Annotated in this window: 11 protein-coding genes; 6 read left to right on the forward strand and 5 right to left on the reverse strand. The window is 69.6% G+C overall.

Annotation, left to right across the window (positions count from 1 at the left end):
* Positions 1–39 precede the first annotated feature (39 nt).
* Entirely contained in the window at positions 40–981 is a 942-nt protein-coding gene (locus BWI15_RS27720; protein ID WP_077017501.1) for a hypothetical protein, read from the forward strand.
* A 59-nt stretch (positions 982–1,040) separates the two neighbouring features.
* The gene (locus tag BWI15_RS27725; protein WP_077017502.1) at positions 1,041–2,432 is read left to right on the forward strand and encodes a pyridoxal phosphate-dependent decarboxylase family protein; all 1,392 of its coding nucleotides are present in this window, start codon (positions 1,041–1,043) and stop codon (positions 2,430–2,432) included.
* A gap of 38 nt (positions 2,433–2,470) precedes the next feature.
* Here BWI15_RS27725 and BWI15_RS27730 read toward each other — a convergent pair whose 3' ends face one another.
* From BWI15_RS27730 to BWI15_RS27740, 3 genes are all read right to left on the reverse strand, one after another.
* On the reverse strand, positions 2,471–3,136 hold the full coding sequence (locus BWI15_RS27730) for a fasciclin domain-containing protein (RefSeq protein WP_077017503.1): 666 nt from the start codon (positions 3,134–3,136) through the stop codon (positions 2,471–2,473).
* Between the two features lie 108 nt (positions 3,137–3,244).
* Entirely contained in the window at positions 3,245–4,864 is a 1,620-nt protein-coding gene (locus tag BWI15_RS27735; RefSeq protein WP_077017504.1) for a molybdopterin-dependent oxidoreductase, read from the reverse strand.
* A 1,534-nt stretch (positions 4,865–6,398) separates the two neighbouring features.
* Positions 6,399–7,019: a flavin reductase family protein gene (locus BWI15_RS27740; RefSeq protein WP_077017505.1), complete on the reverse strand. Its 621-nt coding sequence runs from the start codon at positions 7,017–7,019 to the stop codon at positions 6,399–6,401.
* A gap of 64 nt (positions 7,020–7,083) precedes the next feature.
* Between BWI15_RS27740 and BWI15_RS27745 the strand changes: the two genes are divergently transcribed.
* The 3 genes from BWI15_RS27745 (at position 7,084) to BWI15_RS27755 (ending at position 10,015) form a co-directional block, all read left to right on the forward strand.
* On the forward strand, positions 7,084–8,022 hold the full coding sequence (locus tag BWI15_RS27745; protein ID WP_077017506.1) for an aminoglycoside phosphotransferase family protein: 939 nt from the start codon (positions 7,084–7,086) through the stop codon (positions 8,020–8,022).
* A 68-nt stretch (positions 8,023–8,090) separates the two neighbouring features.
* Positions 8,091–9,125, forward strand: coding sequence for an L-glyceraldehyde 3-phosphate reductase (gene mgrA, locus BWI15_RS27750; RefSeq protein ID WP_077017507.1), 1,035 nt, complete (start codon positions 8,091–8,093; stop codon positions 9,123–9,125).
* A gap of 224 nt (positions 9,126–9,349) precedes the next feature.
* Positions 9,350–10,015: a hypothetical protein gene (locus BWI15_RS27755; protein ID WP_077017508.1), complete on the forward strand. Its 666-nt coding sequence runs from the start codon at positions 9,350–9,352 to the stop codon at positions 10,013–10,015.
* A 231-nt stretch (positions 10,016–10,246) separates the two neighbouring features.
* On the opposite strand, the gene BWI15_RS27760 is transcribed toward BWI15_RS27755, so the two are convergent.
* Together BWI15_RS27760 and BWI15_RS27765 are read right to left on the reverse strand one after the other, a co-directional pair.
* The gene (locus BWI15_RS27760) at positions 10,247–11,227 is read right to left on the reverse strand and encodes a TAXI family TRAP transporter solute-binding subunit (RefSeq protein WP_077017509.1); all 981 of its coding nucleotides are present in this window, start codon (positions 11,225–11,227) and stop codon (positions 10,247–10,249) included.
* A complete protein-coding gene (locus tag BWI15_RS27765) occupies positions 11,224–13,248 on the reverse strand; it encodes a TRAP transporter permease (RefSeq protein WP_077017510.1) in 2,025 nt (674 codons plus the stop codon). The genes BWI15_RS27760 and BWI15_RS27765 overlap by 4 nt, the downstream gene beginning before the upstream one ends.
* 117 nt (positions 13,249–13,365) lie before the next feature.
* Here BWI15_RS27765 and BWI15_RS27770 point away from each other — a divergent pair, with 117 nt between their 5' ends.
* Complete coding sequence (locus BWI15_RS27770; RefSeq protein WP_012918592.1) at positions 13,366–14,031, forward strand: response regulator transcription factor; 666 nt, start codon at positions 13,366–13,368, stop codon at positions 14,029–14,031.
* Position 14,032 lies beyond the last annotated feature (1 nt).

Below are 14,032 nucleotides of genomic sequence, written 5' to 3' on the forward strand. Positions count from 1 at the left end.
CGGTGAACTCCTCGTACTTTCTCTGGCGAGGAGGTACTCATGACCATCCATCATCCGGATCCCCCAGAACGTGCTCCCGGCAACCAACCCGCCGATCGGTGCGCCCTGGCGCCGTTGACTTCCGCTCAGGCGGCGCATCTCGTCCAGCTCGCCGTGTCGGCGGCGGGCGAGCACGGGCTGCGAGCAACCTTCGACGGCGTCGACTCGCTGATCGTGAGACCTGGTCCGTCGCTGCCCGGGCTCGACTCCGACCTGATCGCCGGCCTGACCAACCTCGCCCGGATCGTCGCGACCGAGCATGCCCACCGCTGGCCTCACCTGGTCAACGACCACTTCGCCTGTCTGAGCCGGCATCTCCGCCAGGGTCCACCCAGACCGCCCAGCGATCCGGCGCGCGACTTGCTGGCGCGGCTCGTCCCGACCAGCGCATTGCCACCCGCCTGGACCGCCGGGACACCGGAGTTCCTGCCCGGCCTGCTCGCCGTGCCGGCAACGCAGGACGACGGCGTCGTCACGCTGCACCTCGACCCGTCCGACTACGGCATGACCCGAGCCGAAGCCATCGACACCGCCCTGGCCAACCTCCGCCGCCGACCCGACCAACTCGAGTACGCCGATCACGACGGCGCGACCGTCGCCGTGCTCAGCGGCTCGACGTTCGCCGCCTCGCGTGCGCTCGTCCTCGACACCGTGCTGCGCGAAACCCTGCACGTCGAGAACCCGCCGTACGGCGTGCTCGTCGCCCTGCCGGCCCGCAATCTCCTGCTGGTGCACGTCATCAAGGACCTCTCGGTCCTGCCCGCCCTGGCCGTGATGCTCACGATCTCCCTGCGCACCTACGCGACGCAGCCTGGTCCGCTGACGCCCTGGATCCACCATGTCTCCGCTGGCACGTGGACTCCCGCCACGACCCAACCCGCAGACCTCAACGCCATTCACCTCGCTCCCGCCTTCCAGGCGCTGACTCGCTCCCTCAGCTAGCTCTCGATCGGCACGTCACGCAAACGCTCGCACCCACGACCGGATGGGACAGTCGGACCATGCAGCCTTCGTCACCCACGCACGAGCTCTTCTCCCGCGCCGCCTCGCACGCCGCCGCCTTCCGCGACTCGCTCTCCGAGCGACCGGTTCGCGCCGCTGCGTCGTACCCAGACGTGCGGACCGGTTTCCGTCGTCCGCTGGACGACGCCGGCCGACCGCCCTCCGATGTGATCGACGACCTGATCGCCGTGGCCGATCCGGGGATCGTCGCGAGTGCGGGTCCGCGCTACTTCGGCTTTGTTGTCGGCGGCGCACTTCCGGCCGCTTCCGCCGCGGAGATCCTCGCCGCCGGCTGGGACCAGAATGCCTGGAACAGCGTGCTCTCCCCCACCGCCGCCGCAGCCGAGCAGGCGGCCGGCGAGTGGCTGAAGGAACTGCTCGGCCTTCCGGCGACGGCGTCGGCCGGTTTCACCACCGGCGCGCAGTCGGCCAACACCGTCGCGCTGGCCGCGGCCAGAAATCACGTCCTCGCCCGGGCCGGGTGGGACGTCGAAGCCGACGGCCTGACAGGAGCACCCCGAGTCCGGATCCTGGCCGGAGAGGAACGTCATGCCACCATCGACCGCTCGCTACGACTCCTCGGCTTCGGCTCGCGCAGCCTGGAGCTCGTGCGCTCCGGCCCCAACGGGACCATCGACCTCGACGATCTCCGGGCCCGGCTGACCGGCCACACCGGCCCGCTGATCGTCTGCCTGCAAGCCGGCAACGTGAACACCGGCGCCTCGGACGCCCTCGGCGCGGCGTGCGACCTCGTCCACCAGTACGACGGCTGGGTGCACGTCGACGGCGCCTTCGGGCTCTGGGCGGCGGTCAGTCCTGCGCTGCGCGACCAGGTGAGCGGGCTGGAGCGGGCCGACTCGTGGGGCTGCGACGGGCACAAGTGGCTGAATCTTCCGTACGACAGCGGGTTCGTGTTCACCGCCCATCCCGAGGTCCATCATCACGCGCTCGCCTACAGCGCGTCGTACCTGGTCGCTTCGGGCGAGTCCGAGCCGGGTGACTACGCCCTCGAGTCGTCCCGCAGGGCTCGAGGGCTGGCCGTGTGGGCCGGTCTGCAGGAACTCGGCCGCACCGGTGTGCGCGATCTCGTCGAGCGCTGCTGCTCGCTGGCGCGTTCGTTCGCGGAGCAGCTCGCCGACGCCGGCTACGAGATCGGGAACGAGGTGGTGCTGAACCAAGTCCTTGTCTCGTTCGGTTCGGACGAGCAGACCGACCGGTTGATCGCCGCCGTGCAGCGGTCAGGCGTCTGCTGGATGGGCGGTACGACCTGGCGCGGCCGGCGCTTCATGCGGATCTCGGTCTCCAACCACCTCACCACGGAGGCCGACGTCAGTGCGTCCGTCGCGGCGATTGTTGCTGCGGACAACAACAGCGGGCGGCGCCACCCATGAAAGGTGGCACCGCCCGGGCTTGTGTGAAGCTTCGGCGATCAGGCCTGGGGCATCAGCACGGTGTCGATCAGGTAGACGGTCGCGTTGGCGGTCTTGACGCCACCGCAGATGACCTTGGCGTTGTTGACCATCAGGTTGTCGCCCGAGCCGGTGATGGTGACCGAGCCCTTCTGGACGGTGGTCTGCTTGCCGACCACCGCGGCCGGGTCGAGCTGGCCCGCGACAACGTGGTAGGTCAGGATCTTGGTCAGCAGCGCACTGTCGGTCTTCAGCGTGTTGATCGTCGCGGCCGGAATCTTGGCGAACGCCGAGTCGACCGGCGCGAACACGGTGAACTCACCACCGTTGAGGGTCGAGACCAGGTCGACCTTCGGGTTCAGCTTGCCCGACACCGACGCCACCAGCGTCTTCAGCAGCGGGTTACCCGACGCGGCGGTGGCGACCGGCTCGGCGGCCATGCCGTCGACCGAACCGGCACCGGAGGGGTTGGCCTTGGCGTAGTCGGCACAACCCGGGCCGACCAGGCCGGCAGCGTTGTCCATCGAGGGAGTGGTGCTCGGGGTCTCGGCCGGCGCCGTGGTCGACGTCGTCGTACCAGCCGCAGGAGTCCCGGCGTCGTCGCTGCTGCCACCACAGGCAGCCGTGGCGAAGAGCAACGAAACGGCAGAGGCGGCGAGCGTGACGCGCTTGAGGGTGTTCGACATGAGAATCGGTCTCCTTGTGATGGTGGTGCTGAGGTGGTGATGAAAGGTGTCTTGCTGGAGTGCGTGGTGCTGGAGGATCTGGTGCCGGAGGTCCGTTCGCGACACTCGTTACTCGACCATCACCACCGTGTTGTGCAGCCCGCTCGACCCGTTCGGTCGTGGTGCGGCACGGTCGGCGGTCTGGACCTGTCCGGTGTGGTCCGTCGCACGGACGGTGAGGGTGTGGTTGCCGGAGGTCGCGTCCCAGCGGAAGGTCCACTGGCGCCAGATGTCGATGCCGGCCTCGTCGGCGAGCTTCGCCTCCTGCCAGGGCCCGCCGTCGACCTGCACCTCGACCTTGGCGATGCCTCGGTGCTGCGCCCAGGCGACTCCCGCGGCGACGGCCGGACCGGGCTTGATCCGGGCGAATCCCTTCGGGACGTCGATCCGCGACGCCGTCTTGATCGGTGCCTCGACGGCCCATCCGCGGTCGGTCCAGTAGGCGCTGAAGTCCTCGAACCGGGTGACCTCGAAGTCCACGATCCACTTGGTGGCCGACACGTAGCCGTACAGTCCCGGCACAACCATCCGGACCGGGAACCCGTGGTCGAACGGCAACGGTTCCCCGTTCATGCCGACCGCGAAGATCGCGTCCCGCCCGTCGGTCAGCGCGGCCAGCGGAGTGCCGATGGTGAGCCCGTCGACACTGGTCGACTTCACCGCGTCCGCACCGGCCTGGACCCCGGCCTCACGCAGGATCTCCGCGATCGGTACGCCGATCCAGCGTGCGTTGCCGACGTACGGGCCGCCGACTTCGTTGGAGACACAGGTCAAGGTGATGTCCCGCTCGACCAGCCGCCGTTCGAGCAGGTCGGCGAAGTTCAGCCGCAACTCCCGGTCGACCATGCCGTGCACCCGCAGTTCCCAGTTGCGCGGATCCACCTTGGGCACGGTGAGCAGCGTGTCGACGCGGTAGAAGGACTTGTTCGACGTCGTGAACGGGCTGATCCCGGCCACATCGGCGGCGACACCGGCCGGCAGAGCCTTTGCCCGGCTGGCCGGAATCGGCAGCTTGATGGCCCGACGCGTCGCGTCGTCCACGCCACCCGGCAGGACCCGGGAGGCAGCCACTCCACCGACCCCGGCCGCCCCCAGCGCGAACGTCGTCACCAGGAACTTCCGACGATCGAACCCGTCAGGCTTCTCGGCCTCGCCACTTACGTCGCCCGCGGTCGCGCCGCCCCCAGATGCTTGCCTCACCTGCTCGGGGGTCGCCGCCCTTGGCACCTCCTGCGGCTTGCCCCGCAACGAGTAGCCCCGCGCCCGCAGCACCAAGTACATCCCAATAGTTGCCACCAGCAACGTGATGACGCCGGGCAGAACCCGGACCACCGGATTGACAGCCAGCGACCGCCCGGTCGCCGCGGCGAGAATCGCCAGCAACCCGAGGACCACCGTCATGCCCAGTGCAACCCGGGGCCGCTTCACCCCGACCACACCCGCCACCAGCGCGAACACCGCGACGGCAGCCAGCACGCCCCCGACCAGGATCGGCTTGTCAGCCGTCCCGAGGTTCTTCACCGCCCAGTCCTTCGCAGGCCCAGGCGCCAGATCGATCAGTTGAGTCCCGACCCCGACCACCGGCGAGGTGCCGCCCGCGAGCGCGGCAGTCAACTCACCCAGGCCAAGACCGGCCCCGGCGGCCACCAAGCCACCCACCGCTGCAGAAACCCGCTTGTGCGAAGTCATGCCCGGACTTCGGACCCACTGCACGGTCCGGATGGGTCAACCACCAAACAATCTGAAACCCGCGCACTTCAGCCCGACCCCGTTGCTTCCAGCCGGCCCATCGGCGACCCTCCTGCTCTCCTGCCAGAGCGGCGCGCAGTCGCCGGCAGTCCCGCACCGATCACCAGCACGCCAATCCAGCCGGCCAGTGCGCCGACACTCCCCATACTCCGGACGCGTCGGCCCAAATCACCAGCCGCTCGACCATCACGCGCGGACAGCGCGATTCCGCCGGACGCGCTCGCAGCCCCGCTCCACCTCCAGCAGACCGGCGCCCGCGAGCCGTCCCGCGGACTCAGGCGGTGTCACCTCAGTCGCGTCGTCTCCCGCCCGGCTGACGGCGTACCCGTACACCGGCACCCTTGCCCGTGCCCGCGCCGGACAAGTTCCACCCAATCGGCGACCGCCCGCTGCGGACGTGCGCGACCGCCGACATCCGGGCGGTGGCGGCGAGTATGTCACCAGTGACCCCTCCCCGACATCCGCCAACGGTCAGCCGCCGGCACCCCACTCGCCCCTTGCCCTCCGCGCTGGGTCGCAAGGTGGCCCGCACCGGTGGGGGTTTGACCGTGATGGTCTGTTGGCGGTGTGCCGCCGGCCGTACGGCGCGATCGCCCACGTGCGCTCGCTTCTAGGGCGCCGCCTCAGTCCTGGTTCGCGGCGTCCGGAAGCGAGCAGCGGACGGGAGTGGGGCATCGCTCGCGCCCGCCGCGGGCTTACCGGCGGCCCGGGGTGTTCGAAGGCCGGGCGTTCGCGGGGCCGGTGCTCGGGATGCCCGGCGGCGGGATGCCGGGCGTACGCGGGACCGGGGGCGGGATACCCGGCAGCGGACCCCCAGGCGTACGCGGGATGCCCGGGGGGCGGGGATGCCAGGCGTTCGCGGGATGCCCGGGGGCGGGGATGCCAGGCGTCCGCCGCACCCAGGGTCGGGATGCCTGGCGGTCGCGGGATTGGCGTTCGGGGATGCCCGGGGGCGCGGGCACCAGCTCGGTGGCGGACAACCCCATCGACGGCCTGGAGGGCTGGGTGTACGGCGTCGTCTACACCGGGCCGGCGGTCGCTTTCGTGCTGCATGTGCGGGTTGCCAGGCGTTCGCGCGACCGGGGATCGGGATGCCCTCGGCGGGGATGCCAGGCGTCCGCCGGCCCTGGGGCTCGGGATGTCGGGCGTTCGCGGGATGGGGCGCGTTCGGGATGCCCGGGCGTGCCAGACGTCGCGGGACTGCGGGTTGGGATGCCAGGGGCGGGGATGCCAGGGGCGGGGATGCCAGGCGTGCGCGGGACCGGGGCTCGGGATATCCGGCGGCGAGCCCCCGGGTGTGCGCCGAACCGGCGCTCGGGATACCCGAGGGGCGGGGTGCCGGAGGTTCGGGTGCTGAGGGTTCGAGGTGTGTGCTGCGGGTTCGCGGTGCCGGGATTCGAGGTGTCGATGCTCAGGATGCGGGGTTTCCCGGGGGGTGAGGCACCGGGGTGCTGCTGTAAGACCGCCGCGCGGGCTACTTCTCGGGCTGGTAGTTCCCCGGCCAGTCGTCGTAGCGGATTCTGGAGATGTTGAGGACTTCGCCGATGGTGGACCACTCGTTCCTGCCGAGGCGGGCGAGGGGGCGTAGGCGGTGGATGTCGGGGTGGTTGCCGTCCATCACCTCGGGGGCGATCGCGAGGTGGCGGACTTGGCCGATGACTACGGTGGAGTCGCCCAGTTCGAGGGTGGTGTGGAGGGTGCATTCGAGGGCGACCGGGGATTCGGCGACTCGGGGGACCGTGACGGTTCGGGACGGTTCGGTGGTCAGGCCTACTGCTTCGAACTCGGAGATGCCGGCGGGGAAGTTGGTGCCGGTGGCGTTGATCTGTTCGAAGAGGGGTTCGGTGGCGAAGTTGACGACGAACTCGCGGGTGGCTTCGACGTTGTTGAGGCTGTCCTTGCGGCCGACCGAGGTGAACTGGACCATCGGGGGCTGGACACAGGAGACGGTGAAGAAGGAGTGGGGCGCGAGGTTCAGGACGCCGTCGGCCGAGATGGTGGAGACCCAGGCGATCGGCCGAGGTACCACCACCGAGTTCAGGGTCGCGTAGAACTCTCTGCTGCTGACGGCTTCTGGATCGAGATCGACTCGCACGCGCCCAGTATCGCTGGCGAAAACCGTTGGGGTCGCACGTGGTTCACCCAGCAGACTGGGATCGATGACCTTGGATCCAGCGAGCACAGCGCGAGCAATTGCCGTCGAGCACGGCATCGAACCGACCGGCGTCACCGAGATCTCGGGTGGCGTCGCGAACTATGTCTTTCGGCTGGGACCGCGCCTGGTTCTGAGGTTGCCGCGGTCTGCGGCGTTCGCTGAAGACCTTCGCAAGGAGATCGCTGTCATTCCCGTCGTCCGCGATGCCGGGGTCAGGACGCCGGCCATCGTGGCTCAGAGCATGCTCGGCGCGGCCGAGCGGCGAGGTGGTGCGGCGCGCGGTCAGGCAGATTCGCCGTACGTCGTGATGGAACGGGTCGAAGGCAACGATCTCGTCGAGCACAACGCCACCGGAGCCTGGGCGGAGGTCGGACGCGAGATCGGGTTGTTGCATCGGATCGAGCCACAAGAAATCAAAGGCGTGCCGGTCGACGCAGGCGCGGACGGGCGGCCGGTGGACGGGCCGGTCGAGCAGGGATACCTGGATGCCAGGACCGCAGAGTGGCTCGCCGGATGGATCGAGGAACTGGGCGAGCGGTTCGACCGCGAAGCGCCAGCGGTTCTCCTGCACGGCGACCTCGCGCCGCAGAACATCATGGTCGACGACGCCGGGCGGTTCGCGGCGCTGATCGACTGGGGTGACGCCGCCTGGGGACCGCGGGCGATGGAGTTCGCCAAGCTCCGGCTGGAAGACGTCGTACGCGTGCTGCCGGCGTACAAGGACGTCGTGGGCGTGCGGTTCGCGCCCGGCGAGCTGGAGGCGGCGGTGCTGTGGTTTCACCTGCAGTGGGGGCTGTCCAACCTGATGGGCCCGCCGCGTCCGGGTGAGCGGCACTGGACGGCGCCGCCGGCCGGCCGGCTGATGGGAGTCCTGCGGTTCGTTGCCTCGGGGCCGCCCGAGCCCTGGGACAAGCTGATCAAGAAGGTGGATCTCTGGGTCTGATCGACGCCGGTTCTGCTGTATTACAAGGGGTTCGCGGACTTGTCACGACATGGTGCACACTGGCGTTCGTGACTGACTACACAGCAGCTGAGAACCGGTACGACGACCAGATGGCCTATCGGCGGACGGGACGCAGCGGTCTGCAGCTGCCGGCCATCTCGCTCGGTCTGTGGCACAACTTCGGCGACGACAAGCCGTTCGCGACCCAGCGCGACATCCTGCGCCGGGCGTTCGACCTCGGCGTCACCCACTTCGACCTGGCGAACAACTACGGCCCGCCGTACGGCTCGGCGGAGACCAACTTCGGCACCCACTTCGCCCGCGACTTCGCCAAGTACCGCGACGAGCTGATCATCTCCACCAAGGCCGGCTACGACATGTGGCCGGGCCCGTACGGCCAGGGCGGCGGCTCGCGCAAGTACCTGCTCGCCTCGCTCGACCAGTCGCTGGACCGGATGGGCCTGGACTACGTCGACATCTTCTACTCCCACCGCTTCGACCCCGACACCCCGCTCGAGGAGACGATGGGCGCGCTGGACGCCGCCGTGCGCTCCGGCAAGGCCCTGTACGCCGGCATCTCGTCGTACTCGGCGGAGAAGACGCGCGAGGCGGCCCGGATCCTCGACGAGCTCGGTACGCCGCTGCTGATCCACCAGCCGTCGTACTCGATGCTGAACCGGTGGATCGAGGAGGACCTGCTCGACGCCGTCGGTGAGCTCGGGGTCGGCGTGATCGCGTTCTCGCCGCTGGCGCAGGGCATGCTGACCGACCGCTACCTCAACGGCATCCCGGAGGACTCCCGCGCCGCGCAGGGCAAGTCGCTGAGCACGGACATGCTGACCGAGGAGACCCTCAAGCACGTGCGCGCGCTGAGCGAGATCGCCAAGCAGCGCGGCCAGTCCGTCGCCCAGCTGGCGCTCGCCTGGACGCTGCGCGACGAGCGGGTCACCAGCGCGCTGATCGGCGCCTCCAGCGTCGCTCAGCTCGAGGACAACCTGGCCGCGGTGAAGAACCTCGGCTTCAGCCAGGACGAGCTGGACGCGATCGACGCCGACGCCGTCGAGGCCGGGATCAACCTGTGGAAGAAGAGCTCGGACCACTGATCGCCGGGCCGAGCAGCCGCTCCACCAACTGATCGAAGGGCTCCCCGGGCATCGCGCCCGGGGAGCCCTTCGCATTCGCCCACACCGGCTGCGGGCGTGCGGTGAGCAGATCGGGGCCCGCGACGCCGGAGCGGACATCACGTCCCCTCACGCACGGTGCCGGACCGGTTGCACCTGCCGCGACGAAGGCGCAACCTGGGGTCAACCCCCAGGAGGTGGTTACGATGACCGCTTCTACTCTCGAAGTGGCTCTCAGCTACGAGCACACCAAGATCCGCGAGCTCGCCGCGCCGGCCCACGCGCCGGACGCCGCCCTTCCGCATCGCCGGCACGAAACCGACTGGTTCTACGCGATCGCCGCCCAGCACCTGGCCGCCGCCGAGGACATCCTGCTCCCGCGGGTTCGCCGGCTGCCGGACGGCCGCGAACTGGTCGCCACGTACGTCGGCAACGCCAAGCAGCTCGAGCGGTCCCTGCGGTTCCTCAAGGCCACGCAGTACGGCGACAGCCGGGTCCAGCACCTGCGGCCCGAGCAGGTGTGGGAGGTGATCGACCGCCAGTTCGACGAGCACGAGCGGATCGAGGCCGACTGCAGCCGCCGGATCTGCGAGACGATGGACGGCGAGGACGTCAGCGCGCTGACGTCGCGGCTGCTCGGTGCCGAGGAGCTCGCGCCGACCAGGGCGCACCCGTACTCCCCGCACACCGGGATGGCCGGACGGATGGCGCACCGGATGTGGCGGCTCGCCGACACCGCCTGGGACAGCGCCGAGGGTCGCGTCGTACCGACGCACTACCACGCTCATCCCAAGCGCGACTCCGCGTTGTCCCACTACCTGCGCGGCGCGAAGATGCCGGACGCCCAGGAGCAGCAACCGACGATGAGCTGACCCGCGCCACCGAACAACCAGGTGGCCGGACCAACCCGCGGATGCCTCCGCGGGCCGGCCCGGCCTGCCCCTGCCACTGCGCCTGGTTGTGGCCGGGGCGTTGGTCTCTTCCCCACTGCGTCTGGTGGTGGAGAAGAGATGGTTCCCGCCTCCGTCGCGCCTACGACCGGAGATGGGATCCGCCACCCTCCCCCGCTGCGCCTGGTGTGCGGAGGAGAGCGAGCTGTGCGGTTATTTCAGTGCGTCGAGCGCCTTCTTGGCGCCCGGGTGCAACGGCACCGGGTCGGTCTGCGCCGCGGTCTCCAAGGTGATGTCCTTGGCCGCCGCGTTCACCTGGACCAGGGCGTCCTTGTTGTCGAAAATCACCTTGGTCAGCTTCTCGGCCAGCTCGTCCGGCATGTTCTTGCGGACCAGCAGCACGTTCGGCACGATGATCGTCTTGACGTCCCCCGGCTGCTTGTACGCCGCGGCCGGGATCGTGCCCTCGGCGTAAATGGTGCCGTACTTGGTGTTCAGCGCCGGCAGCAGGTCGGTGATCGGGATCAGTTTGACGTCCTTGCCGAGGCTGGTGGTCAGGTCGGTGATGCCACCGGTCGGGACGCCGCCGGACCACACCAGCGCGTCGATCGAGCCGCTCTTCATCGCGTCGACCGACTCGGGCAGACCGAGCCGCTGGGTGGTGACGTCGCGGGCCGGGTCGAGGCCGGCCGCCGTGAGCAGCCGCCGGGCGATCACCTCGGTACCGGAGTTCGGCGAACCGGTGGAGATCCGCTTGCCCTTCAGGTCGGCGAACTTGGTCACCCCGGCCGAGGCGCGGACCGCGACCTGGGTGTAGTTCGGGTAGAGGCGGGTCAGCGCGACCACGTCCTGCGGCTGCTGGAAGCTGTTCTGGCCCTTGACCGCGTCGCTGGCGGTGTCGCCGAGCGAGAAGGCGATGTCGTAGTTGCCCGCCGTCAGGCCCTGGATGTTCTGTACCGAGGCGCCGGTCTCGCTGGCGGTGGCCCGGTAGCCCTCGACCTTGTCCGAGATCACCGAGGCGAGCGCGCCGCCGAGCTGGTAGTACACGCCGGTGGTGTTGCCGGTGGCAATCGTCAGCCGGCCGCCGTCGGTACCGGTGCCACCGGCCTCGGGCTCACGCTGCCCACCGCAGGCCACCAGGGAGACGGCGGCGACGAGCGCGAGTACGGCGGCGGGGAGGCGTCGGGTTCTCATGAAGTGACGGATCCTTCCGGTTGTCCGGCCTGGCGTTGCCGCCGGACCAGGTTGATGACGACGGCAACAAGTAGCAAACCGATTCCGGCCGCGATGGTTACGGGCGCCAGGTACAGGAGCAGCAGCGCGGCCGGGACGCAGAGCGCCCGCTCGACCCATGTGGTGGCCACCAGGATCCAGCCGCCGGTCACCACGGCCAGCGCCGCGACGGCCAGCATCGACACCGCCAGCGTCCAGACCATGCCGAGCAGGCTGCCCTGGCCGAGCAGGTGCGCGCCGTTCTCGGTCAGCACGAACGCGAACGGCACCAGGAAGGCCGGCAGCGTGTACTTCCACGCCTGCCACATGGTGGCCATCGTCCGGCCGCCGGTGATCGCCGAGGTGGCCACGGCGGCCAGCGCGGTCGGCGGCGACACCTCGGACAGCACGGCGTAGTAGAAGATGAACATGTACGCCTCGGCCGGGGTGACGCCGAGCTGCACCAGCGCCGGCGCGATGATCACCGCGGCGATGATGAACGACGCCGTGACCGGCACGGCCAGACCGAGGATCAGGACGGCGATCGCCGACAGCGCCACGGTCAGGATCAGCACGACGGTCGGGTTGTCGGTCACCCCCTGACCGGCGTCGACGATGATCTCGGCCAGGTTCAGCCCGAGGCCGGTCTGGGTGGTCACCGCGACGATCACGCCCGCGGTCGCGCAGGTCGCCACCACCGGCAGCACCGATCGGGTGCCCTGGGCAAGCGCTTTGAACAGCGGCCCGGCGGTGAGCCGGTGCTCGCGGTCCAGGAACGACAGCGCGAACTGGATCAGCACGGCGTACACGACGGCCTTGAACGGCGGGACGCCGACCGCCATGAAGCCGATGATCACGAACAGCGACAGGAAGTGGTAGCTGAACCGCAGCAGCAGCCGGCGGGCCGACAGATCCGACGTCTCCCCGGACGTGGTGCCGTGCCGGCGGGCGTCGATCTCGATCGCGAGCAGGATGCCGAGGTAGTACAGGATCGTCGGGATCACCGCGTAGCCGAGCACGGTCAGGTACGAGACCTGGAGGAACTCGGCGATGATGAACGCGGCCGCGCCGAGCGTCGGCGGCGACAGGATCGCCCCGATGCCCGCGGCGGCGAGCATGCCGCCCGCCGGTTCGGCCGGGTAGCCCGCGCGGCGCAGGATCGGCCAGGAGACCGTGCCCAGCGACACCGCGGTCGCCGTACCGGAGCCGGACACGGTGCCGAGCAGGAAGCCGGCCATCGTCACGGTCCGGCCGGGTGCGGTGCGGCTGCGCTTGAACGCGGCGAAGGACAGGTCGATGAAGAACTTGCCGGCGCCGGAGTAGTCCAGCACGGCGCCGTAGATGGTGAACAGCACGATGTAGCTCGCGGCAACCGCCAGCGGCGTCCCGTAGAAGCCGGCCGTGCCCATCGTGAACTGGGCGATGATCGCGTCGAAGTTGAAGCCCTGGTGGGCCAGCGACCAGGTGTAGGGCAGGTAGCCGCCGTAGTAGGCGTAGGCGATGAACAGCAGGCTGAACGCCGGCAGCACCCACCCCGTCGTACGGCGGCAGGCCTCGAGCAGCAGAACCAGCAGCAGCGCGCCGATCAGGACATCCGTCCCGGTCGGCGCCTGGCGACGCTCCAGGAACCCGTCGAAGTCGAGCAGCGGGTAGAGGCAGACAACCAGCGCCACGGCCGCGAGCAGCCAGTCCAGCACGCCGGGGTCGTCGTGCGTCCGGGCCTTGAACGGATTCAGGAACGCCGGCACCTTCCAGCCCCGGTAGCACAACAAAGTGATCGGGAGGACGGCTGCGAGAAAGATCACTAAGTAGTACTGCGTGCCGGCCGACAACGGGAAGAAGACCTGGAGCAGGACGCCCACGCTGACGATCGCGCACCAGGCCGAGATCACCAGATTGAGGGCAGGCCGCAGCCGCCGAGCTGGTTTCTCCTGCTCGTACTCGGCCAGGTCGGCTTCGGAGAGCGCGGCGGTGCCACCCCCCGCACCAACACCCACAGTCATGTATCGGCTCCCTCCCGTGGTCGGAGACTAGTGTCGCCGACCACGGCCTGGAGTCGCGTGATTACGTCTTTACCAAGATCTGACACAGGTGAGCGTCTCCTGCCCTACGATCACGGCATGAGCGGCGCGGTGAGGATTCTGTTGGTCGAAGACGATCTCGATATCGCCAACGCTCTGATACCTGCCTTGCGCCGGTACGGGCTGATGGTGACGCACGTCCGCACCGCCGCGGACGCGCTCGCCGCCGACCCCGGCGACCTGGTCCTGCTGGACCTCGGCCTGCCCGACGGCGACGGCATCAACGTGTGCCGACAGATCCGGACCGTGTCGGACGTACCGGTGATCGCGGTGACCGCCCGGGGCGAGGCGGCCGACCGGGTCCGCGGTCTGCGCAGCGGCGCCGACGACTACGTGGTGAAGCCGTTCGCGATCTCCGAGCTGCTGGCCCGGATCGACGCCGTCCTGCGCCGGACCGGCCTGCTGCAACCCCGCCCCCGGGTGACCGTCGGCGATCTGACCGTGGACATCGAGGCCCGCACCGTCCAGGTCGCCGACAAACCCATCAGTCTGACCCGCAAGGAGTTCGACGTGCTGGCTGTGCTGGCCGCGCACCACGGCCGGGTGGTGCCGCGCGAGCAAGTGGCGCTGTACGCCTGGCAGTCCGTGTTCGAGGCGTCGTCGCGGACGATGGACGTGCACGTCGCCAGCCTGCGGGCCAAGCTCGGCCGTCCGGAGCTGGTGCAGACCATCCGCGGCGTCGGCTACCGCCTGGGTTCGGACTGAC

The sequence above is a fragment of the Kribbella sp. ALI-6-A genome (assembly GCF_001984195.1).
Lineage (GTDB): Bacteria > Actinomycetota > Actinomycetes > Propionibacteriales > Kribbellaceae > Kribbella.

Excerpts from the sequence above, each read along its gene's own strand:
- BWI15_RS27720 (WP_077017501.1), top strand. The coding sequence starts at position 40 with ATGACCATCCATCATCCGGATCCCCCAGAACGTGCTCCCGGCAACCAA.
- BWI15_RS27725 (WP_077017502.1), top strand. The coding sequence starts at position 1,041 with ATGCAGCCTTCGTCACCCACGCACGAGCTCTTCTCCCGCGCCGCCTCG.
- BWI15_RS27730 (WP_077017503.1), bottom strand. The coding sequence starts at position 3,136 with ATGTCGAACACCCTCAAGCGCGTCACGCTCGCCGCCTCTGCCGTTTCG.
- BWI15_RS27735 (WP_077017504.1), bottom strand. The coding sequence starts at position 4,864 with ATGACTTCGCACAAGCGGGTTTCTGCAGCGGTGGGTGGCTTGGTGGCC.
- BWI15_RS27745 (WP_077017506.1), top strand. The coding sequence starts at position 7,084 with ATGACCTTGGATCCAGCGAGCACAGCGCGAGCAATTGCCGTCGAGCAC.
- BWI15_RS27755 (WP_077017508.1), top strand. The coding sequence starts at position 9,350 with ATGACCGCTTCTACTCTCGAAGTGGCTCTCAGCTACGAGCACACCAAG.
- BWI15_RS27760 (WP_077017509.1), bottom strand. The coding sequence starts at position 11,227 with ATGAGAACCCGACGCCTCCCCGCCGCCGTACTCGCGCTCGTCGCCGCC.
- BWI15_RS27765 (WP_077017510.1), bottom strand. The coding sequence starts at position 13,248 with ATGACTGTGGGTGTTGGTGCGGGGGGTGGCACCGCCGCGCTCTCCGAA.
- BWI15_RS27770 (WP_012918592.1), top strand. The coding sequence starts at position 13,366 with ATGAGCGGCGCGGTGAGGATTCTGTTGGTCGAAGACGATCTCGATATC.